Raw genomic sequence first — 20,122 nt, 5'->3', positions numbered from 1 at the left:
AGCGTGGTCTGGGTGGACACTCGCGGACCGGGCACGCTGGTGATCGTGCCCGGTCAGAAGATCCAGAAGGCAGCCGGGCACACAACCCCGCTAGGAGAACCCCCGGCATGACCACTGTTGCTGCGTACGCCGCTCCCGCTCCCAAGGCTCCGCTGGAGCGCACCACCATCGAGCGCCGCGAGGTCCGCGAGTTCGACGTCCTGATCGACATCAAGTTCGCCGGCATCTGCCACTCGGACATCCACCAGGCCCAGGAGGGCTGGGGCGAGGCGATCTTCCCGATGGTCCCCGGCCACGAGATAGCCGGTGTCGTCACCGAGGTCGGCCCGGGCGTCACGAAGTTCGCCGTCGGCGACCGCGTGGGCGTCGGCTGCATGGTCGACTCCTGCCGCGAGTGCGAGAACTGCAAGGCCGGGCGCGAGCAGTACTGCGTCAAGGGCAACGTCCCGACGTACAACGGCATCGGCCACGACGGCGAGCCCACCTACGGCGGCTACTCGCGCAGCGTCGTCGTCGACGAGAACTTCGTCGTGCGCATCCCCGACGGCCTGTCGCTCGACGTCGCGGCCCCGCTGCTGTGCGCCGGCATCACCCTGTACTCCCCGCTCAAGCGCTTCGGCGCCGGCCCCGGCAAGAAGGTCGCGATCGTCGGCCTGGGCGGCCTCGGCCACATGGGCGTCAAGATCGCCAACGCCCTCGGCGCCGAGGTGACCGTGCTGTCGCAGTCCCTGCGCAAGCAGGAGGACGGCCTGCGACTGGGCGCGGCCCACTACTACGCCACCAGCGACCCGAAGACCTTCGAAGAGCTGGCCGGCACGTTCGACCTGATCGTGTCCACGGTCTCCGCCCCGCTGGACTTCAACGCCTACCTGTCCCTGCTGAAGACCGAGGGCACGCTGGCCAACGTCGGCGCCCCCGAGGAGCCGATCTCCCTCAACCTCTTCTCGGTGATCGGCGGCGGCAAGACCCTCGCCGGTTCCATGATCGGCGGTATCGCGGAGACCCAGGAGATGCTGGACTTCTGCGCCGAGCACGGCCTCGGCGCCGAGATCGAGCTGATCCGCGGTGACCAGATCAACGAGGCGTACGAGCGGGTCCAGGCCAGCGATGTGCGCTACCGGTTCGTGATCGACACCGCGACGATCTGACCCTTTACTCTCCTACTCCTGTGAGACAGCCCTGAGGGCCCCGGCCGCGCGCCGGGGCCCTCAGGGCGTTCGTGATGCAGGACGGGGCGCACGCGGGGTACATGTGGGGTGATGCGTGGGTACACGCGGGGGAGTGCGCGGGTACTCGCGGGGGAGGGCACCAGGGGGTCCGCCAGGTACGTCAGGGGAGGCCCACCATGACCGTGCAGCTGAACCACACCATCGTCGCCGCCCACGACAAGCGCGCCTCGGCCCGGTTCCTCGCCGACCTCCTGGGGCTCGACGTGAGTCCGCCCTACGGCCCGTTCCTCCCGGTCGAGATCTCCAACGGCGTGACCCTCGACTTCATGGACAGCCCCGGCGCCATCACGCCGCAGCACTATGCCTTCCTCGTCTCGGAGGAGGAGTTCGACGAGATCTTCGGCCGCATCCGGGAAGCCGGTCTGACGTACTGGGCGGACCCGTTCCACAGCCGTCCCGGCGAGATCAACCACAACGACGGCGGCCGCGGGACCTACTTCGACGACCCCGACGGCCACCGCCTGGAGATCATCACGAGGCCTTACGGCAGCGGCGGCTGAGCCGTCGTGGGGTTCCCCGCGCCCAGCGCGTCACATCGTCGTGCCGCCGCACGTCATACCGGCGAAAGGCGACACCACACGGCGAACGAGCTGGGGAGCAGTCATGTCATCACCGATCCTGGTCACCGGCGGCACGGGCACCCTGGGCGGTCACGTCGTCCCGCTGCTGCGCGCCTCCGGCCACGACGTGCGGATCCTCACCCGGCGCGCACGCCCCGCCGCGGACGGCATCGCGTACGTCACCGGCGACCTGCTGAAGGGCGAGGGCGTCGAGGCCGCCGTCGACGGAGCGGAGACCGTGCTGCACCTGGCGGGCGGCCCCAAGGGCGACGACGAGGCGACCCGCACGCTGGTACGCGCCGCTGCCCGGGCCGGCGTACGGCACCTGCTCTACATCTCCGTCATCGGCGCCGACCGGGTGCCGCTGGCCTGGATGCGGACGAAGCTGGAGTCGGAGCGGGCCGTCGCCGGTCGGGCATCCCGTGGACGACCCTGCGCGCGGCTCAGTTCCACGACCTCGCGTTCACCATGGTCGAGAAGATGGCGAAGCTGCCGGTGTTCGCGGTCCCCGGCGGCCTTCGGCTCCAGCCGGTCGACTCGCGCGAGGTCGCCGCCCGCCTCGCGGAACTGGCCCTCGGCACCCCGTCCGGCCTGGTCTCGGACCTGGCCGGGCCGGACGTCCACGACCTCGCCGCCCTGGCCCGCCCCTACCTCGCCCTGCGCGGCAGGCGCCGCCCCATGCTGCCGGTGCGCATCCCCGGCAAGGCGGGGCGGGCGTACCGGGCGGGGGCGAACCTGACGCCGGCCGGAGCCGAGACGGGGAAGCGGACGTGGGAGGAGTACCTCGCAGAGAGGCTGGGCTAGGACCCCTGCCCCGCTGTGCCGGGCGGTTCCAGCTCCCCGAAGGTCCACACCGCGCGTGACCCCGGGCCGACCACGAGGGACGAGTGGCCGATCCGCTCCACGTGCCGGTACGCCACCGGCTGGTTCAGTGACATCTCGACCTGCTTGAGGCCCGCCCGCTCCACGGGCACGGAGTCGAAGCGGATCGTGGTGCCGCCGCCCTTCGCGACGACGCCCCCGCCCGGCAGGGACCGGACCGTGAAACCGCCGGCCTTCAGCAACGGCACCGTGTTGTCGAGGTCCCGTGCGGTCACCGCGAGCCGGATCCCGGTCACGTCCTGCATCAGGCGGTCGCGGTAGGTGTCGGGCAGGTAGCGCTCCCGGCCCACGTCACCGGGGTGGGCGGCGGGCTCGGTGTTGCCGCGCGGGTCGGCGAAGTACTCCGGCCGGTATTCCATCCCCCAGGCGCCGAACAGGTCGTACTCGCCGGTGGTGAAGAGGGCGTCGAACCAGGGCACGGGGACACCGTCGCCGAAGTCGCGGGTCTGCCGGAACTCGACCGGGTCGGTGATCCCGGCCTTCCGCAGCCGCTCGGTCACCGTCGGCAGGTCACCGGCGCGCTCGGTGGACACGCCCATGCCGGTGGCGCCGAGGGTGCCGTCCTTGCCGGGCAGGTCACCCACCCCGAACAACTCCAGGTAGGTCTCGCGCCCCGTCAGATAGCGGCCGGTCCAGGTCTGCCCGCCGGCGCCGGTCGTGGTGCGGACCTGGAAGGCGGCGAAGTCCCGCAGATAGGAGGAGTGCTCGATGGCGTCCGCGGTCTCCCGGTCGAGCACGCCGTAGGCGTGGTTGTAGAACAGCAGTTGCCGCCCGGTCGCCGTGCCGTCCTCCTCCGCCCGTGCGGTGCCCGCTCCGCCCTGGACCGCCCCCGCGAGGGCCAGAGCGATGACCATGATCAGCTGTAACGCTCGTCTCAGAACCATGCGACGGAGCGTAGGGCGGGAGGAAGCGCTTCCGCTGTGAATTCGCGCCCTTCGCGGGGCGGGGTCAGGCCTTGGTCAGCGGGGAGCCCGGTGGCGCGGCCGGTGGTGACGCCGGTGCGGGTTCCTGCCCGCCCATGTCGAGCCGGAACGGCGGGTACTGGTCCGTCAGCAGCGCGGCGTAGGCCGCGACCCGCGCCGTCCAGCGGGCCAGGCCGAGCAGGAAGTCGAAGAGGTGCCGCGGGTAGCGGGCGGTGAACAGCAGGATGACCACGGCCACCAGGGAGAGGTACGGCAGCAGCCCGCCGCCCCGCCAGCCGTCCCCCTCCTCGCCGCCCCAGCCCCAGCCGCCACCGGCGATGATCCCGACGGCGATGTACTGCGGGATCGCCAGCAGCCACCACTTCACCAGCACCAGTCCGCGCGACAGCCGCTCCGGGTAGACGACGTCGAAGCGCGCCGGGTAGTCGGGCACGTCGGCGAGGGTGAACGGCGGGTACCGGTCGGTGCCGAGCGCGGTGTGCGCGTAGTAGCCGACCCGCCAGTTCCAGCGCAGCACGCCGACGCTGAAGTCGAAGAGGGAGCGGGGGTAGCGGCCGGTGAACAGGATGGCGAAGAACGCGATCACGGTCACGACCGCGAACGCGATCCACAGGAAGAACAGCACGACGTAGTGCGGGATGGCGAGCAGCCACTTCACCAGCCACAGCCATCGGGACAGCCGGGGATCGACGGACGCTTCCAGACGTACGGGTGACGCGGCGGCAGGCACCATGGGCGGCACTCCTCTCGCCTGCAGACTCGCAAGCGGGGGGCGGCCCCGCGACCTGGGCGGGGCCGTTCGCGCGTCCGGCCTACCGGCCACCGGCAGCGGTTACCGGCCGGGCCGCCCCGGTCACCGGCTCCCCGGTGACGGATGGCGGCCGGTCCGGTGACGGGCGCTTCGGCCGGTCCGGTGATGGGCTGCGGCCACAGGCCCCCGTCACCGGCCCCGGGTCACCGGCCCCGGCTACGCCCCCTCAGGACGGGACGGCGGCGTCGGCGTCCGGCTCGCCGGCGCCCGTGTCGTCCGTATCGTCCGCCGGATCGACCAGTTGCTCCCGTACGTAGTTCCAGACCACCGCGATCAGCGCGGCGATCGGGACGGCGAGCAGGCTGCCGACGATGCCGGCCAGGCTGCCGCCCAGGGTCACCGCCAGCAGCACGACGGCCGCGTGCAGGCCCAGGCCGCGGCTCTGGATCATGGGCTGGAAGACGTTGCCCTCCAGCTGCTGCACGACGACGATGATCGCCAGCACGATCAGCGCGTCCGTCAGGCCGTTGGAGACCAGCGCGATGAGCACCGCGACGAACCCGGCGAACAGGGCGCCGATGATCGGCACGAACGCGGAGACGAAGGTCAGCACGGCCAGCGGGAGCACCAGCGGAACGCCCAGGATCCACAGGCCCAGGCCGATCAGCACGGCGTCGAGCAGGCCGACGGCCGCCTGGGACCGCACGAAGGAGCCCAGGGTGGCCCAGCCACGGTCGAACACGGTCGGGACGTCGGTGGCGAGCCGGCCGGGCAGCTGACGGGACAGCCAGGGCAGGAACCGCGGGCCGTCCTTGAGGAAGAAGAACATCAGGAACAGCGCGAGGACGGCGGTGACGACACCGTTGACCACGGTGCTCACGCCCGTGACGACCGCGCCCACCATGCTGCCGACGCCCTCCTGGGCCCGCGCGACCGCACTGTCGAAGGCCTTGTTGATCTGCGCGTCGCCGATGTTCAGCGGCGGCCCGGCGGCCCACTCGCGCAGCCGCTGGATGCCCTCCACGACACCGTCGGTCAGCTCCCCGGACTGGGACGCCACCGGCACGGCGATCAGTGCGACGACACCGGCCGCGACCAGCAGGAACAGCACGGTCACGACCGAGGCGGCCAGCGCGGGCGGCCACCCCCGGCGGCGCAGGAACCGGGCCGCGGGCCAGGTCAGCGTGGTCAGCAGCAGCCCGACCACGAGCGGCCACACCACCGACCACATCCGGCCCAGCAGCCACAGGGTCACGGCCAGCCCGGCCAACACCAGCAGAAACTCACCGGACACCCGCGCGGATATCCGCAGCGCGGCACGGGATCTGTCGGAACTCAGAGGCGCAGTCACGCAGGCACCCTATTGGCTGCGAGCACGCCCGCAGCAGCCGCGCCCCTCGGAAGCGGGCGCGCCGTCAGCCCCCGCCGCAGGACACAGCGACGCCCGAGGGGTCAGTCACCGGCCTTGGCCACCCCGATCGGGCAGGACACACCCGTACCGCCGATGCCGCAGTACCCCGCCGGGTTCTTGTCCAGGTACTGCTGGTGGTAGCCCTCCGCCGGGTAGAAGGGGCGGCCCTGCGCCGGGACGATCTCCGTGGTGATGCCGCCGTAGCCGGAGGAGGTGAGGACCTTCTGGTACGCCTCGCGGGAGGACTTGGCGGTGGCCTCCTGCTCGGGGGTGTGGGTGTAGACCGCCGAGCGGTACTGCGTGCCCACGTCGTTGCCCTGGCGGAAGCCCTGCGTGGGGTCGTGGGACTCCCAGAACGTCCTGAGGAGACGCTCGTACGAGATCAGTGCCGGGTCGAAGACCACGCGCACGACCTCCGTGTGGCCGGTCAGGCCCGAGCAGACCTCCTCGTACGTGGGGTTCTCGGTGTGGCCGCCCTGGTAGCCGACGAGCGTCGTCCACACACCGGCCGGGAGCTGCCAGAACGTGCGCTCGGCGCCCCAGAAGCAGCCCAGGCCGAAGTCGGCGGTCTCCAGGCCCCCGGGGTAGGGGCCGAGCAGCGGGTTGCCGAGGACGGTGTGGCGGTCGGGGACCGTGTACGCCGGCTCCGGGCGGCCGGGCAGCGCCTGCTCGGGGGTCGGCAGGTGGGGCGTGCGGCGGTGCGCGAACATGCGGTCTCCAATCGGGGCGACGCCCTCTGCAACGAGCCGGGACCTCCCGGAATTCCGTGGTGAGACCGCGCGGGCGGGCGTCAGTGCGGCAGGCTCGCGGGGCTGCCGCCGTTCGCCTCGTAGCCCGCCACCGCCAGCGCGCGGTACACCGCGAACTCCGCCGCCGGGTCGGCGGACAGCGTCCAGGGCAGGGCGCCCACGTGGCCGTCGATGTGGACCAGCTGGTTCATCGCCTCCGACCAGCGCTCGCTGCGGACCAGGAAGAACACCAGCATGTGCCGTACGTGCGCCAGCATCGGGTCGTCCGGGCGGGCCGAGTGCACCGCGTGCAGCGCGCCGTGGACCGCCTTCGTGACGACCTCGCTCTGCCAGAAACTCGCGACGAGGGTCACCTCGGGGAGGTGCTCGAACACCGCGAAGAGGGGCATCGCCGAGAGGAGGGAGCCCTGGGGCGCCCGGGCCGCCGCGGCCTCGGCGAACGAGTAGGCCTCCGCACGGGAGCCGTGCCACTTCTCGCACCAGTAGTGCAGCGCGGCCAGGTGCGCCCCCATGTGGGCCGGGGCGCGGTCCAGGATCTTCAGCCAGATCTGCTCGAAGTCCTTCTGGGAGTAGCCGAGACCGCGGGCCACCGACAGCTCGACGATGTAGGGGATCGGGTCGCCGGGGGCGAGCAGCGCCGCGTCACCGCACGCCGTCCTCGCCTCCTCCATGATGATCCGGAACTCGTCCGTCCCGGGTGTGGCCGTACGCCAGGCCTGCTGCACCAGGAACTCGGCGTGCACCGCCGCGCCGCCCGCGTCCTTGGGCGCCTCGGCCCGCCACACGCGCAGCCACTGCCCGCCCGGCGCCTCGCTCACCCCGCCGGGCCGCCGCGAGAGCTCCAGGGAGGCGGCGCCCGCGAAGGCCTGCACGCGCTGCCAGCGCCGCTCGCCCTCCGTCTCGGTGCCCGCCAGGAGCTGCTGCGCGGCGCGGTAGTCCTGCGTGCGCTGGACCACGTCCAGGACGTCCAGCAGGTCCTGGTCGGGGCCGGGCATGCGGATGTCGAGCTCCTCCTCGCGGACGAAGCCGTAGTTCGCCGGGTCGGCCGCGTCCGGGTGGTCGGGGGAGACCAGCCCTATCGCACCACCGCGCCTGCGCCGCAGGAAGGGGAGCAGCACGAAGCCCAGCATGACCAGCGCGATCAGGACCCAGAGAATCTCCATGCAACAAGCGAACCAGACCGCGCCGACAATTGGCCAACCTGCTCCCCGAACCTGTGGAAAACCCCGCCCCGCCCGGACCCCCCGGCACTCTTCGCCGCGGCGCACTACCCTCGGTGCTCATGAGCGACAGGCACATCAGTCAGCACTTCGAGACGCTCGCGATCCACGCGGGCAACACCGCCGACCCCCTGACGGGCGCGGTCGTCCCGCCGATCTACCAGGTCTCGACCTACAAGCAGGACGGCGTCGGCGGCCTGCGCGGCGGCTACGAGTACAGCCGCAGCGCCAATCCCACCAGGACCGCGCTGGAGGAGAACCTCGCCGCCCTGGAAGGCGGCCGCCGCGGTCTCGCGTTCGCGTCCGGGCTGGCGGCCGAGGACTGCCTGCTGCGTACGCTGCTCAGCCCGGGCGACCACGTGGTCATCCCGAACGACGCGTACGGCGGCACGTTCCGTCTGTTCGCCAAGGTCGTCGCCCGCTGGGGCGTGGAGTGGTCGGTCGCCGACACGAGCGACCCGGCCGCGGTGCGGGCCGCCGTCACCCCGAAGACCAAGGTCGTCTGGGTGGAGACCCCCTCCAACCCGCTGCTCGGCATCACCGACATCGCCGCCGTCGCCCAGGTCGCCCGGGACGCGGGCGCCCGCCTCGTCGTCGACAACACCTTCGCCACGCCCTACCTCCAGCAGCCGCTGGCGCTGGGCGCGGACATCGTCGTGCACTCGCTGACCAAGTACATGGGCGGTCACTCCGACGTCGTGGGCGGCGCCCTGATCACCGCCGACGCCGGCCTGGGCGAGGAACTGGCCTTCCACCAGAACGCGATGGGAGCGGTCGCCGGGCCCTTCGACTCCTGGCTGGTGCTGCGCGGCACCAAGACCCTGTCCGTGCGCATGGACCGGCACAGCGAGAACGCGGCCAAGATCGCCGACATGCTCACCCGGCACGCGCGCGTGAGCAGCGTGCTGTACCCGGGGCTGCCGGAGCACCCGGGGCACGAGGTCGCCGCCAAGCAGATGAAGACGTTCGGCGGCATGGTCTCCTTCCGTGTCGAGGGCGGCGAGGAGGCGGCCGTCGAGGTGTGCAACCGGGCGAAGATCTTCACGCTGGGCGAGTCCCTGGGCGGCGTCGAGTCGCTGATCGAGCACCCCGGCCGCATGACGCACGCGTCCGTGGCCGGCTCGGCCCTGGAGGTCCCCGGCGACCTGGTGCGCCTGTCCGTGGGCATCGAGAACGCCGAGGACCTGCTGGAGGACCTCCAGCAGGCGCTCGGCTAGACCGGCCCCCTCACCGGGTCACCAGCCGCTCAGGGGTGGAGTCGTCTCGGACGGCGGCTCCACCCACGGGCGGGCCGTCAGCGCCCACACGGTGAACGCCAGGCTCGCCGCGAGCAGCAGCAGCCACAGGGCGCGGCGGGCGAGCGTCCGGCGCCGCAGCATGCGGCCGCCGCGGCGCACCGCCTCCGTGTGGATCTCGGGCGGCAGGGAGCGTGGCGCCTGCTCCAGGAGCCGTCGTACGGCCGCCTCGCGGTCGTTGCCGCTCATGTCGCCCTCCGGTCGTGGTCCGGGCTCACGACGGCACCGCCTTGGTGGCCGTCACCGCGGGCGCCGGGCCCCGCGGCCGGTGCAGCAGGGTCGATGTGGCCCGGTGGCAGATCGCCCGTACGCGCTCCGGGGACAGGCCCAGCAGGGCCGCTGTCTGCTCCTCGGCGACACCTTCGTACAGCCGGAGGACCAGGACCAGCCGTTCCTGCGGGGTCAGCGGGGCCAGGGGGCTCGCGGGGTCCGGGCGGGAGCGGCCGAGCCCGCCGTGGTGGTGCCACGCCCCGCGCGCGAAGCGGACGGCGAGGTGCGAGCGGGTGCGGTCGTAGGGGTCCTCGCCGCGCAGCCGGTCCCAGCTCGCGAACGTGTGGGCCAGTGACAGCGTCAGAAGACGCCGCGCGCGAGGGTTGTCGTCCGGGGCCTCCGCGGTGAGCAGCGTGGCGGCGTGCAGCAGCCGCCCGGCCGCGCCCGCGACGAACGCCTCGAACTCCCGGGCGCGACGGGTTGCCCGGGACGCATGCCGCTCCAGCACCGCGCCTCCCGCCTGACGGCGACCCTGAGGATGCGGGCACCCGGCCGCACGCGACGGGGGCCCGGTCTCATATCAGGCCAGGGACGGCCCCGAGGTCAAGAGCCGCGCACGGCCCGGACGGTGCCACGCGCGCGTGGCGGCCCGGCCGTCGTACGCGGTGCCCCGCGCGGCAGGGCGTTCAGGACGCCGGGTCCGCCTCCGGTCCCGGCACCCCCTGGGCCGCCATCCGGGAGGACAGGGCGCTGTTGAAGCGCGTGAGGAGGTCGCAGAACGCCTCGCGCTCCTCGGGCTGCCAGTCGTGGGTCAGCTCGGCCATCAACTGCCGTCGGGAGGAACGCACTTCCTCCAGGCGGGCCTGGCCGCGCGGGGACAGCTGCAGCACCACCGCGCGCCCGTCCTCGGGGTGCGAGGTGCGCTTGACCAGACCGGTGTCGACGAGCGGTGCCACCTGCCGGGTGACCGTCGACGAGTCGATCCCCATGCTCGCGGCGAGCGCCTTGACGCCCATCGGGCCTTCCTTGTCGAGGCGGTTGAGCAGCAGATAGGCGGCGCGGTCCATGGAGTTGCGCACCTGCCCGACCCCGCCGAGCCGGGTCTGTTCGGCACGGCGGGCGAACAGCGCCACCTCGTGCTGCAGCGTGTCGAGAAGACCGGTGTCACCGACGGTCGTCATGTCCATCGACATTTCAGGTGTTGTGGGCATGGCCGGGGGCTCACTTCGTGGAGGGCTGGCAGATTGGGGGACAGGGTACGCGGCCGGAAGGCGGGCCGTACCGGGGCTGCGCAAAGCGGGTCTCGGAGGTTGGTCACAACGGTCGTTCCCGCCTGTGAACTGCGATGCTGGAGTCATGAGCTACAGCACGGCTGACTCCTTTCGGCCCGTCACCCTCGACGACGTGCGCGGCGCGCAGAAGATGCTCTCGGGTGTGGCGCGGGTGACCGCGATGGAAGGCAGCAGGCACCTGTCCCAGATGGTCGGTGCGCCGGTCCACCTCAAGTGCGAGAACCTCCAGCGGACGGGCTCGTTCAAGCTGCGCGGCGCGTACGTGCGGATCGCCGGTCTGCTGCCGGAGGAGCGTGCCGCCGGTGTCGTCGCCGCGAGCGCGGGCAACCACGCGCAGGGCGTCGCCCTCGCCTCCGCCCTGCTCGGTGTGCGCTCCACGGTGTTCATGCCGAAGGGCGCCCCGCTGCCCAAGGTCAGCGCCACCCGGGACTACGGGGCCGAGGTGCGGCTGCACGGCCAGGTCGTCGACGAGACGCTGGCCGCGGCGCAGGAGTACGCGGCCGAGACCGGCGCGGTGTTCATCCACCCCTTCGACCACCCCGACATCATCGCGGGCCAGGGCACGGTGGGCCTGGAGATCCTGGAGCAGTGCCCGGAGGCGCGCACGATCCTGGTCGGCATCGGCGGGGGCGGGCTGGCCGCCGGGATCGCGGTGGCGGTGAAGTCCCTGCGGCCGGACGTGCGGGTCGTGGGCGTGCAGGCGGCGGGCGCGGCGGCCTACCCGCCCTCGCTGGCGGCGGGCCGGCCGGTGGCGGTCGAGAACCCGGCGACGATGGCCGACGGCATCAAGGTCGGGCGGCCGGGCGACGTGCCGTTCGGGATCGTCGGCGAGCTGGTCGACGAGGTGCGCACGGTCAGCGAGGACGAGCTGTCCGCCGCGCTGCTGCTGTGCCTGGAGCGGGCCAAGCTGGTGGTGGAGCCGGCCGGGGCGAGCCCGGTCGCGGCGCTGCTGAGCGAGCCCGGCGCGTTCGAGGGCCCGGTCGTCGCGGTGCTGTCCGGCGGCAACGTCGACCCGGTGCTGATGGAGCGGGTGCTGCGGCACGGCATGGCCGCGCAGGGCCGCTACCTGGCGGTCCGGCTGCGGCTGACGGACCGGCCCGGTGCCCTTGCCACACTTCTGGGCGCGTTGTCAGTGGTCGACGCTAACGTCCTCGATGTGAGTCATGTGCGAACCGACCCGCGGCTCGGGCTCACGGAGGCGGAGGTCGAGCTGCACTTGGAGACGAAGGGCCCGGCGCACTGCGCCGAGGTGGGCCAGGCGCTGCGCGAGGCCGGCTACACGGTCATCGGCTGATCACAGGGCCATCGGCCTCGGCCGGCACCGGCTCCCGAGCCGGTCAAGATCCTTTCGCCTCACGCAATGCAACGAGGAAAAACGCATTGTGACACGCGATACATCGCGTTATGGTGTGTCAGTGCGAAGCCTCACCGGACGTCTGTCCGGTCATCCCCGAAGACGTGGAGACTCATATGCCAGGCGCCATCTACGCCGAAGGTCTGGTGAAGACCTTCGGTGACGTCAAAGCCTTGGACGGCGTCGACCTCGACGTGCCGGAGGGCACGGTCCTCGGCCTGCTCGGGCCGAACGGCGCGGGCAAGACCACCACCGTCCGCTGCCTGACCACCCTGCTGCGCCCCGACAGCGGGCGAGCGGTCGTCGCAGGCATCGACGTGCTCAAACAGCCCGACGCGGTCCGCCGCTCCATCGGCCTGTCCGGCCAGTTCGCGGCCGTCGACGAATACCTGACCGGCCGGGAGAACCTCCAGATGGTCGGCCAGCTCTACCAGATGCGGGCCAAGGCGGCGAAGGAGCGCGCGGCCGAACTGCTGGAGCAGTTCCACCTCACCGACGCCGCCGACCGCCCCACCAAGACCTACTCCGGAGGCATGCGCCGCCGCCTCGACCTCGCAGCGGCCCTGGTCGTCTCGCCGCCCGTGATGTTCATGGACGAGCCGACGACCGGCCTCGACCCCCGCAACCGCCAGCAGCTGTGGGAGGTCATCAAGCAACTGGTCTCCGGAGGCACGACGCTGCTGCTCACCACCCAGTACCTGGAGGAGGCCGACCACCTGGCGCACGACATCGCCGTGGTCGACCACGGCAAGGTCATCGCCCAGGGCACCTCCGACCAGCTCAAGGCCCGCACCGGCGGCGAGCGCGTCGAGGTCGTCGTGCACGAACGCGAGCACATCCAGACCGCCGCCGAGGTCCTCGCCGGCTTCGGCAAGGGCGAGACGACGGTCGAGGAGCACATGCGCAAGCTCACCGCCCCCGTGACCGGCGGCGCCAAGCTCCTCGCCGAGGTCATCCGCGAGCTGGACACCCGGGGCATCGAGATCGACGACATCGGCCTGCGCAGGCCCACCCTCGACGACGTCTTCCTGTCCCTCACGGGACACGTCGCCGAGATCAAGGACCAGGAGAACGACAAGGAGGCCGCCCAGTGAGCGCCGTCACCGACACCGTGCGGGTCGCGCCGGCCGCGAACCCGGTCAGCCAGTCGATCCGCGACTCGATGGTCGTCGCCAAGCGGAACCTGATCCGCATGTCCCGGATCCCCGAGATGATCATCTACGGTCTGATCCAGCCGATCATGTTCGTGGTGCTGTTCACCTACGTCTTCGGCGGCTCCATGCAGATCGGCAACAGCACCAGCGCCGCCGACTACAAGAACTTCCTGATGGCCGGCATCTTCGCGCAGACCGTCACCTTCGCCACCGCCAGCTCCGGCGCCGGCATCGCCGACGACATGCACAAGGGCCTCATCGACCGCTTCCGCTCCCTGCCCATGGCACGCGGCGCGGTGCTCACCGGCCGTACCCTCGCCGACTCCGTGCAGACGGCCCTGACCCTCGTGGTCCTCGCCGTGGTCGCCCTCCTGGTCGGCTGGCGCGTCGGCTCGGACGGCAGCACCAACGCCGCCAAGGTCCTCGCGGCCTTCGGCCTGCTGCTCCTGCTCGGCTACGCGTTCACCTGGATCGGCGCCCTGATCGGCATGTCCGTCCGGACCCCCGAGGCGGCCACGTCCAGCGGCCTGATCTGGCTCTTCCCAGTCACCTTCATCTCGAACGCGTTCGTGGACACCAGCCACATGACCCCGTGGCTGCGCCACATCGCCGAGTGGAACCCCTTCAGCGCCACGGTCCAGGCATGCCGGGTCCTCTTCGCCAACCCGGGCCAGTCGACGTCGGACGCCTGGCCCATGCAGCACCCCGTGTGGGCCTCGCTGATCTACTCGATCCTGATCCTGGTGGTCTTCCGGACCCTGGCGGTGCGCAAGTACCGCTCGGCGACGGCATGACGATGCCCCCGGTGCCGCTCTGGCGCCGGGGGCAGATCAGGGCCCGGACCGCGGTCGGTCAGCCCTCGTACGGCTCGGCCTTCAGGATCTTCACCAGGGCCTTCTTGCCGTTCGGCAGCTCGTACTCCGCGTCCTCGCCGACCTTGTGGCCGATCACGCCGGTGCCCAGCGGGGACTGCGGCGAGTACGTCTCGATGTCGGAGCTCGCGTACTCGCGGGAGGCGAGCAGGAACGTCAGCGTGTCGTCCTCGTCGCCGTCGAACGCGATCGTGACGACCATGCCGGGCGCCACCGCACCGTCCGCCGCGGGCGCCTCGCCCACCTTGGCATTCTCGAGGAGCTGGGTGAGCTGGCGCACACGGAGCTCCTGCTTGCCCTGCTCCTCCTTGGCCGCGTGGTACCCGCCGTTCTCACGCAGGTCGCCCTCTTCGCGAGCAGCGGCGATCTTCGCGGAGATCTCCGCCCGCGCGGGACCAGTAAGGTGCTCAAGCTCAGCCTTGAGCTTGTTGTACGCCTCCTGGGTCAGCCAGGTGACGTTCTCGCTGGTCTGGGTCACAGGTGCTCCTCGTAGGTACTGGGAATACAAAGCATCGCCCTACCCAGAAGAATGTTCCTTCACGGAAGGGCGAAACCACGAGCCTAACAATTCAGGGACCAAAGAGGGAGGACATAAGCCACCAGATTCACGTCAATGCAGGTCAGGCGCTACGTATTCCAGGTGATGCCCGGTCGGCGTCAGCCGGTGTGGCAGCCCAGCAGCTCGGCCGTGGTCCCGGGGGAGGTCGTACGGAGCGTGACGACCTTGTCGATGCGGGTCTCGTCCCCGTCGAAGCGGAAGTCGGCCCGGCCCACCTCGGCCCCGTCCTCGGCCTGTGAGCGCACGGTGCAGTAGCCCTTGGCACCGGCGTCCTTGCGGACCTCCAGGTGCACCTGCACGGACTTCTCGCCCGGCTCGAAGCTGATCACCTCGGCGCTGATCTCGCTCTTGACGACGTAGTGGTAGCCGAACCAGCCGAAGAGCCCCAGCAGCGCCACCGCCAGGACGGCGCCCACGACCTTGAGCGTACGGTCGGTGCGCTCGTCCGAGGAACGGCCGTATCGGCCCTCGGGCAGTCGCGTGCTCGCCGTACTCATGATCGTCCTCCTGGCAGGGCCGGGACGGAGGTCCCGGAAGGGGCGCCGGCACCGGGCCCCGGAATTATTCGCCCCCCGATTCGGTCACTATAGAAGCCGCTGATTGCGCCGACGCACACAGGGCGCCGACTTACTGAGGATTGAGTCTTGACTGACCAGTTGCGACTGATGGCCGTTCACGCCCACCCCGACGACGAGTCGAGCAAGGGCGCTGCGACCATGGCGAAGTACGTGTCCGAGGGGGTGGACGTGCTGGTCGTGACCTGCACGGGCGGGGAACGCGGCTCCATCCTCAATCCCAAGCTCCAGGGCGACGCGTACATCGAGGAGCACATCCACGAGGTGCGCAAGAAGGAGATGGACGAGGCCCGGGAGATCCTGGGCGTCAAGCAGGAATGGCTCGGCTTCGTCGACTCGGGCCTGCCCGAGGGCGACCCGCTGCCGCCGCTGCCGGAGGGCTGCTTCGCCCTGGAGGACGTGGACCACGCGGCCGGGGAGCTGGTGCGCAAGATCCGTGCCTTCCGCCCGCAGGTGATCACCACCTACGACGAGAACGGCGGTTACCCGCACCCCGACCACATCATGACCCACAAGATCTCCATGGTGGCGTTCGAGTCGGCCGCGGACACCGAGAAGTACCCGGAGGCGGAGTACGGCCCCGCCTACCAGCCGCAGAAGCTCTACTACAACCAGGGCTTCAACCGCCCGCGCACCGAGGCCCTGCACCAGGCGATGCTCGACCGCGGCCTGGAGTCCCCCTACGGGGACTGGCTCAAGCGCTGGGAGGAGTTCGGCATGAAGCAGCGCACGCTCACCACGCACATCCCGTGCGCCGAGTTCTACGAGATCCGCGACAAGGCGCTGATCGCCCACGCCACGCAGATCGACCCGGACGGCGGTTGGTTCAAGGTGCCGATGGAGATCCAGAAGGAGGTCTGGCCGACGGAGGAGTACGAGCTGGCGAAGGCGCTCGTCGATACCTCCCTCCCCGAGGACGACCTCTTCGCGGGCATCCGCGACAATGCCTGACATGAGCGCAAGCGCAAGCCTGGCAATGACGCACCTCGTCTCCTTCGCCAAGGAGGTCGACGAGGACAAGGTCACCCCCGGCGTCCTCGGCTTCATCGTCTTCGCGGCGATGGCCCTGGCGGTGTGGGCCCTGATGAAGTCCATGAGCCGGCACATGAACCGGGTCGACTTCACCCAGGTCCCGGACCCGAAGGCGGAGCAGCCGGAGCAGTCCCCGGCGGACGCGGACGCGGAGGCCGCGGAAGCGGAGCCGTCGAGCCAGGGCGCCAAGAAGCAAAGCTGACGCCCCACCCAGGGGACACCACCCGTCGGTGGCCGGCACCGAACGCCGCCGACGGGTGCGTGGCGCGCATCCCGGAAACGCGTCGACGGTCACCCGGCGCGTTTCCGGCCCGGGGAGCGTCGCCGGAAGGGGGGCCCGGCCGCGCGCGGCCGGGCCGTCGACTCCACCCGTCGCCTCGCGCGTGTCGAGGCGTGCCGCCGGAGGGTGCCTCGCGCAGCAGCAGCGCAGCCCAGGGGCGCCTCGCCCTGGCCAGGAGCACCCCCTGTACCCGTCCCAAGGCTTTCGCTCTCCGCTCCACCCGCACACCCGTCGCCTTGCGCGCATCAAGTCGTGCGCATCAAGGAGTGCCCAGGGGGAGCGCGTCGCCCGTAGCGCTCGCCGGGGGCGCCCGGCGCGTCCCCGTCGGCGTCATCGGCGCTACCCGCCGTCCCGACGCATGCCGCCGACAGGGGCGACCGCGCGTCCCGGCCCCCGCTCGGCCCGTGGCCTACGCCTTCGACTCCACCGCCACCCCCATCACCTCCCGCGCATGCCGGTCCGGCACCATGCCGAGGCGCCAGGCCTGCCAGCCCGCCTCCAGGGTCACGCCCCGCTCCAGCAGCAGCTGGTACGCGTCGAGGTAGTCGTCCAGCTTCCGGTCGCGCAGCCCGTGGGTCGCGCGGGACAGCTGCGCCAGCTCCTCCTGGGCCACCGCCGTGCCCACCTCCATGCCGCCCGGGGCCGCATACGGCAGCAGGGTGCAGCGCAGGAAGCGGGCCCAGTCCTCGCCCCGGCGGTCGCCGTAGGACGCGAAGAGCTCCACCGCCTCGTCGCACAGGGCCAGTGCCTGCTGCGTGCGGGCATTGCCCGCGTCCACGACCACCAGCTCCAGGCACGTCCAGGCCTCGCCGTGGGCGACGCCGATGCGCTGGAAGTCGGCCCGGGCGTCGACGAGGAGCTGGCGGGCGAAGCCCGAGTTGCGCAGCGAGCCCGTCTGGGCCGCCCGCTGGTCGCGGGTGACGCGCGCCGAGTGGTGACGGGCGCAGGCCAGACCGTAGACGTCCCGCATGCGGGAGAACATCGTGCGGGCGCGCTCCAGCTCGCGGACCGCCTGATCGAGATCTCCCGTCTCCTCCAGGGCCTGGCCCAGGTAGTACAGGGTCCAGGCCTCGCCGCGGGCATCCTCGTTGTCGCGGTGCCGGGCCGCCGCCCCGCGCAGCTCCTCCACCGCCGGGGACGCGTCCCCGGCGACCAGCAGCGCACGGGCCAGCTGCGTCAGGGCCCATGCCTCACCACGCGCGTCACGCGTCCGCCCGTACAGCTCCAGGGCCGCCCGCAGTTCCGCCTCGGCCCGCGGGACGTCGCCCATGCGCAGCCCCAGCTGACCCAGCTGGAAATGCGCCCACGCCTGGCCGTGCACGGACTCGCCCCGCCGGTGCAGGACCAACGACTCGGTCAGCAGCTCCAGCGCCTCCGCCAGCCGGGCCCGGTCCCGCTCCACCGCCGCGAGCGCGTGCATCGTCCATGCCCGGTCCACCGCCAGCGCGGGCGAGGCCTGGAGGGCAAGCGCCTCGCGGAGCTTCTCCGACGCCTCCGTCAGATTGCCCTGGTGGTGCAGCGTGATGCCGAGGGAGCACAGCGCGCGGGCCGCACCCGCGTCGTGATGGGCCTCCCGGTAGAGGTCCACGACCGAGGCGAGGGTGGTGCGGGCCTTGTCCAGTTCGCCCAGCTGCCGGGCCGCGATACCCGTACGCCACTGCACCGAGCGGACCAGCAGCCCCTCGTCCACCGCCTGCGTCAGCTCGCTGATCTCACCCAGCCGGTACAGGTCGCCCCGCAGCAGGCAGTAGTCGCACAGCGCGCCCAGCAGGTTCAGCACCGCCGCCTGGTCCACCCCCTCGGCGTGCCGCAGTGCCGCCGTGATGAAGCTCGACTCGTCGTCCAGCCAGCGCAGCGCCTCGTCCAGCGAGGTGAAGCCGTACGGGCTGAAACGGTTCGTCCGGGTCGACATGTTGCCGTCAACCATCCGCAGCACCGAGTCGGCCAGCTCGGCGTAGTTCACGATCAGCCGCTCCTGCGCAGCGGTGCGCTCGGCCGGCTCCTCCTCGTCGAGCAGGCGGGCCCGGGCGAAGGAACGCACCAGGTCGTGCAGCCGGTAGCGGTCGCCCCGGACGTGGTCGATCAGACCGGCCCGGGTCAGCACCTGCAGATGACGCTTCGCCTCCGCCTCGTCCGTCGCCAGCAGCGCGGCGGCCGCCGCGGCCCCCAGCGAGGCCCGCCCGGCCAGGGCCAGCCGGCGCAGCAACCGCCGTACGGTCTCCGACTGGTCGGTGTAGCGCAGCCACAGGGCGCGTTCGACCGGCTCGACCGGGCCGTACGCGTCGAGGTCCGTGGCCAGCGCCCGCGGCGAGCGCGGACCGAGGCACGAGCCGGCGATACGCAGCGCCAGCGGCAGCCCACCGCACAGCTCCCGGACCCGGTCCGCGGACTCCGCGTCGTACGGCCCGGAACGGTCCTGCGCCGCCGCCCCCAGCAGCTCCTCCGCACCCGCCGCGTCCAGCGGCGCCACCGCAAGCTGATGCACCCGCGCGGGCAGGCCCTCCAGCTCCAGCGGGCCCCGCGCGGTCACCAGCACCAGACTGTCGGACCGCTCCGGGACCAGGGCACGGACCTGCACCGCGTCCGCGGCGTCGTCGAGGACGACCGTGACCGGCAGCCCCGTCAGATGCTGGTGATACAGCTCGCTCAGCCGCTTGACCTGCTGGTCGGGCGAGGACCGCTCGCGGAACAGCAGCTGCTCGCGGGGCGCGCCGAGCCGGTTCAGCAGATGCAGCAGCGCGTCACGGGTGGACAGCGGGGACTCGCCCGGCCCGTCCGCGCGCAGGTCGACGACACAGGCACCGCGGAAGTAGTCCCTCAGATCGTGCGTCGCGTGCACCGCGAGCGTCGTACGGCCGCTGCCGGGCGTGCCGTGCAGCACCACCACCGTCGGCTGCGTCTCCGTGCTCGCCCGGGCCGCCTGCACCCACTGCCGGATCTGCGCCAGCTCCTGCCGCCGCCCCGCGAACGGCTCCGCCGGTTCGGGGAGCTGCGCGAAGGACTGCTCCAGCACATTGCGCCCGCGCGCCGCAGCGCTCTTGTCCGCGCCCCGCAGCCGCGGGCCGCTCGTTTTCTTCGGCCCCGTCGAGGCCGCGAGTACCCGCTGCTGGTCCAGGAACGGCCGGATGCCCCGCACCTCCAGCGCCGTCAGCCACTGCAGCCGCAACTGCTCCGGGCCGCCCGGCTGGCTCACGGCACCGGCACGGCGGTGCGCGGCCGGCAGATGCGACCCGACCACCTTCACCACCGTCGCCGCGGCCCCCACGACACCCACCGTCACACCCGCCCCGACGGCCGTCCCTGCCCCTGTGCCCAGCGACAGGTCGGCGACGACGGCCGCGACCGCAGCGACCCCGGCCACCAGCAACGGCGTCCCGGCCCCCTCCCGGGCGTAACGCTGCCCGAAGGTCAGCTGACCGGCCGCCGCCTCGTCCAGGGCGCGCGTATAGGCCTCGTACTCCTCACCCGCACTCCGCGCCATCGTGTCGAGCGCCCCGCGCGCCCGCGCGAGCAGCACTTTCCCGTCACTGCGCCCGCCCGTGCGCCGCACCTCCTCCTCCACGGCCCGCACCAACAACCGCTCGGCCTCCGCCCGATGAGCGTCCCGCATGTCACGTCCCCCTCTGGCGGCAACTCCTTTGCCTCAGAGTGTCCTTGGTGGGAGGCGCGAGCGCGAGGGGGCGACGATCAACGGATGCGGTGCGGTGATCCACGGGCTGCGAGCTCGCGCGAGGGACTGCGTTCCGCGGCCGGGCGGCCATCCTGAGGCAGGAT

At 71.9% G+C, this 20,122-nt stretch carries 19 protein-coding genes and 1 pseudogene; 9 read left to right on the top strand and 11 right to left on the bottom strand.

Features of this window, described 5'->3' with window-relative positions:
• Positions 1–107: 107 nt before the first annotated feature.
• From OO68_RS25640 to OO68_RS42435, 3 genes and pseudogenes are all read left to right on the top strand, one after another.
• Positions 108–1,148, top strand: coding sequence for an NAD(P)-dependent alcohol dehydrogenase (locus OO68_RS25640; RefSeq protein ID WP_033311313.1), 1,041 nt, complete (start codon positions 108–110; stop codon positions 1,146–1,148).
• Between the two features lie 197 nt (positions 1,149–1,345).
• A complete protein-coding gene (locus OO68_RS25635) occupies positions 1,346–1,729 on the top strand; it encodes a VOC family protein (protein WP_033311312.1) in 384 nt (127 codons plus the stop codon).
• A gap of 103 nt (positions 1,730–1,832) precedes the next feature.
• A pseudogene (locus OO68_RS42435) lies at positions 1,833–2,593 on the top strand (SDR family oxidoreductase).
• Here the strand turns inward: OO68_RS42435 and OO68_RS25625 are convergent.
• The 5 genes from OO68_RS25625 to OO68_RS25605 form a co-directional block, all read right to left on the bottom strand.
• On the bottom strand, positions 2,590–3,531 hold the full coding sequence (locus OO68_RS25625) for a DUF5829 family protein (RefSeq protein WP_033311629.1): 942 nt from the start codon (positions 3,529–3,531) through the stop codon (positions 2,590–2,592). The pseudogene OO68_RS42435 and the gene OO68_RS25625 overlap by 4 nt on opposite strands.
• Before the next feature lie 88 nt (positions 3,532–3,619).
• Entirely contained in the window at positions 3,620–4,327 is a 708-nt protein-coding gene (locus OO68_RS25620) for a DUF4389 domain-containing protein (protein WP_033311311.1), read from the bottom strand.
• Between the two features lie 244 nt (positions 4,328–4,571).
• Entirely contained in the window at positions 4,572–5,696 is a 1,125-nt protein-coding gene (locus OO68_RS25615) for an AI-2E family transporter (protein WP_051814803.1), read from the bottom strand.
• A 101-nt stretch (positions 5,697–5,797) separates the two neighbouring features.
• The gene (gene msrA, locus OO68_RS25610; RefSeq protein WP_033311310.1) at positions 5,798–6,466 is read right to left on the bottom strand and encodes a peptide-methionine (S)-S-oxide reductase MsrA; all 669 of its coding nucleotides are present in this window, start codon (positions 6,464–6,466) and stop codon (positions 5,798–5,800) included.
• A gap of 80 nt (positions 6,467–6,546) precedes the next feature.
• On the bottom strand, positions 6,547–7,668 hold the full coding sequence (locus tag OO68_RS25605; protein ID WP_033311309.1) for a hypothetical protein: 1,122 nt from the start codon (positions 7,666–7,668) through the stop codon (positions 6,547–6,549).
• 119 nt (positions 7,669–7,787) lie between these two features.
• Here OO68_RS25605 and OO68_RS25600 point away from each other — a divergent pair, with 119 nt between their 5' ends.
• Entirely contained in the window at positions 7,788–8,942 is a 1,155-nt protein-coding gene (locus OO68_RS25600; RefSeq protein WP_033311308.1) for a cystathionine gamma-synthase, read from the top strand.
• An 18-nt stretch (positions 8,943–8,960) separates the two neighbouring features.
• Here OO68_RS25600 and OO68_RS25595 read toward each other — a convergent pair whose 3' ends face one another.
• The 3 genes from OO68_RS25595 to OO68_RS25585 all read right to left on the bottom strand — a co-directional run bounded on the left by OO68_RS25595 (position 8,961) and on the right by OO68_RS25585 (position 10,423).
• Positions 8,961–9,209 (bottom strand): hypothetical protein, encoded by a 249-nt coding sequence (locus OO68_RS25595; protein WP_033311307.1) that lies wholly within the window; start codon positions 9,207–9,209, stop codon positions 8,961–8,963.
• Between the two features lie 25 nt (positions 9,210–9,234).
• Positions 9,235–9,738, bottom strand: coding sequence for a sigma factor-like helix-turn-helix DNA-binding protein (locus OO68_RS25590; RefSeq protein WP_033311306.1), 504 nt, complete (start codon positions 9,736–9,738; stop codon positions 9,235–9,237).
• 178 nt (positions 9,739–9,916) lie between these two features.
• Positions 9,917–10,423, bottom strand: a complete 507-nt coding sequence (locus OO68_RS25585) for a MarR family winged helix-turn-helix transcriptional regulator (protein ID WP_174569459.1) — start codon at positions 10,421–10,423, stop codon at positions 9,917–9,919.
• Between the two features lie 163 nt (positions 10,424–10,586).
• On the opposite strand from OO68_RS25585, the gene ilvA reads away from it, so the two are divergent.
• The 3 genes from ilvA (at position 10,587) to OO68_RS25570 (ending at position 13,824) form a co-directional block, all read left to right on the top strand.
• The gene (gene ilvA / locus OO68_RS25580; RefSeq protein WP_033311305.1) at positions 10,587–11,816 is read left to right on the top strand and encodes a threonine ammonia-lyase; all 1,230 of its coding nucleotides are present in this window, start codon (positions 10,587–10,589) and stop codon (positions 11,814–11,816) included.
• 176 nt (positions 11,817–11,992) lie between these two features.
• Positions 11,993–12,970 carry a daunorubicin resistance protein DrrA family ABC transporter ATP-binding protein gene (locus tag OO68_RS25575; protein WP_033311303.1) on the top strand — a complete coding sequence of 326 codons (978 nt, stop codon included), beginning with the start codon at positions 11,993–11,995 and terminating at the stop codon, positions 12,968–12,970.
• Complete coding sequence (locus OO68_RS25570) at positions 12,967–13,824, top strand: ABC transporter permease (RefSeq protein WP_033311302.1); 858 nt, start codon at positions 12,967–12,969, stop codon at positions 13,822–13,824. The genes OO68_RS25575 and OO68_RS25570 overlap by 4 nt, the downstream gene beginning before the upstream one ends.
• 58 nt (positions 13,825–13,882) lie before the next feature.
• Here OO68_RS25570 and greA read toward each other — a convergent pair whose 3' ends face one another.
• Entirely contained in the window at positions 13,883–14,380 is a 498-nt protein-coding gene (gene greA / locus OO68_RS25565; protein WP_031104770.1) for a transcription elongation factor GreA, read from the bottom strand.
• 179 nt (positions 14,381–14,559) lie between these two features.
• Entirely contained in the window at positions 14,560–14,958 is a 399-nt protein-coding gene (locus tag OO68_RS25560) for a DUF4307 domain-containing protein (RefSeq protein ID WP_033311301.1), read from the bottom strand.
• A 147-nt stretch (positions 14,959–15,105) separates the two neighbouring features.
• Here OO68_RS25560 and mca point away from each other — a divergent pair, with 147 nt between their 5' ends.
• Positions 15,106–15,987: a mycothiol conjugate amidase Mca gene (gene mca, locus OO68_RS25555; RefSeq protein ID WP_033311300.1), complete on the top strand. Its 882-nt coding sequence runs from the start codon at positions 15,106–15,108 to the stop codon at positions 15,985–15,987.
• The gene (locus OO68_RS25550; RefSeq protein WP_078625445.1) at positions 15,980–16,270 is read left to right on the top strand and encodes a hypothetical protein; all 291 of its coding nucleotides are present in this window, start codon (positions 15,980–15,982) and stop codon (positions 16,268–16,270) included. Before mca ends, OO68_RS25550 begins: the two co-directional genes overlap by 8 nt.
• A gap of 487 nt (positions 16,271–16,757) precedes the next feature.
• Here the strand turns inward: OO68_RS25550 and OO68_RS25545 are convergent, their stop codons facing one another.
• Positions 16,758–19,958: a tetratricopeptide repeat protein gene (locus OO68_RS25545; RefSeq protein WP_033311298.1), complete on the bottom strand. Its 3,201-nt coding sequence runs from the start codon at positions 19,956–19,958 to the stop codon at positions 16,758–16,760.
• Between the last annotated feature and the right edge of the window lie 164 nt (positions 19,959–20,122).

It is taken from the genome of Streptomyces iakyrus, assembly GCF_000717055.1.
GTDB lineage: Bacteria > Actinomycetota > Actinomycetes > Streptomycetales > Streptomycetaceae > Streptomyces > Streptomyces iakyrus.
This window is presented reverse-complemented; position numbering and strand designations above follow the sequence as displayed.

What these genes read in the sequence shown, in the direction of transcription:
- OO68_RS25620 (WP_033311311.1), bottom strand. Translation starts at nt 4,327, where the DNA reads ATGGTGCCTGCCGCCGCGTCACCCGTACGTCTGGAAGCGTCCGTCGAT.
- OO68_RS25560 (WP_033311301.1), bottom strand. Translation starts at nt 14,958, where the DNA reads ATGAGTACGGCGAGCACGCGACTGCCCGAGGGCCGATACGGCCGTTCC.
- OO68_RS25600 (WP_033311308.1), top strand. Translation starts at nt 7,788, where the DNA reads ATGAGCGACAGGCACATCAGTCAGCACTTCGAGACGCTCGCGATCCAC.
- OO68_RS25585 (WP_174569459.1), bottom strand. Translation starts at nt 10,423, where the DNA reads ATGTCGATGGACATGACGACCGTCGGTGACACCGGTCTTCTCGACACG.
- msrA (WP_033311310.1), bottom strand. Translation starts at nt 6,466, where the DNA reads ATGTTCGCGCACCGCCGCACGCCCCACCTGCCGACCCCCGAGCAGGCG.
- OO68_RS25545 (WP_033311298.1), bottom strand. Translation starts at nt 19,958, where the DNA reads ATGCGGGACGCTCATCGGGCGGAGGCCGAGCGGTTGTTGGTGCGGGCC.
- OO68_RS25605 (WP_033311309.1), bottom strand. Translation starts at nt 7,668, where the DNA reads ATGGAGATTCTCTGGGTCCTGATCGCGCTGGTCATGCTGGGCTTCGTG.
- OO68_RS25640 (WP_033311313.1), top strand. Translation starts at nt 108, where the DNA reads ATGACCACTGTTGCTGCGTACGCCGCTCCCGCTCCCAAGGCTCCGCTG.
- ilvA (WP_033311305.1), top strand. Translation starts at nt 10,587, where the DNA reads ATGAGCTACAGCACGGCTGACTCCTTTCGGCCCGTCACCCTCGACGAC.
- OO68_RS25550 (WP_078625445.1), top strand. Translation starts at nt 15,980, where the DNA reads ATGCCTGACATGAGCGCAAGCGCAAGCCTGGCAATGACGCACCTCGTC.
- OO68_RS25635 (WP_033311312.1), top strand. Translation starts at nt 1,346, where the DNA reads ATGACCGTGCAGCTGAACCACACCATCGTCGCCGCCCACGACAAGCGC.
- OO68_RS25595 (WP_033311307.1), bottom strand. Translation starts at nt 9,209, where the DNA reads ATGAGCGGCAACGACCGCGAGGCGGCCGTACGACGGCTCCTGGAGCAG.
- OO68_RS25575 (WP_033311303.1), top strand. Translation starts at nt 11,993, where the DNA reads ATGCCAGGCGCCATCTACGCCGAAGGTCTGGTGAAGACCTTCGGTGAC.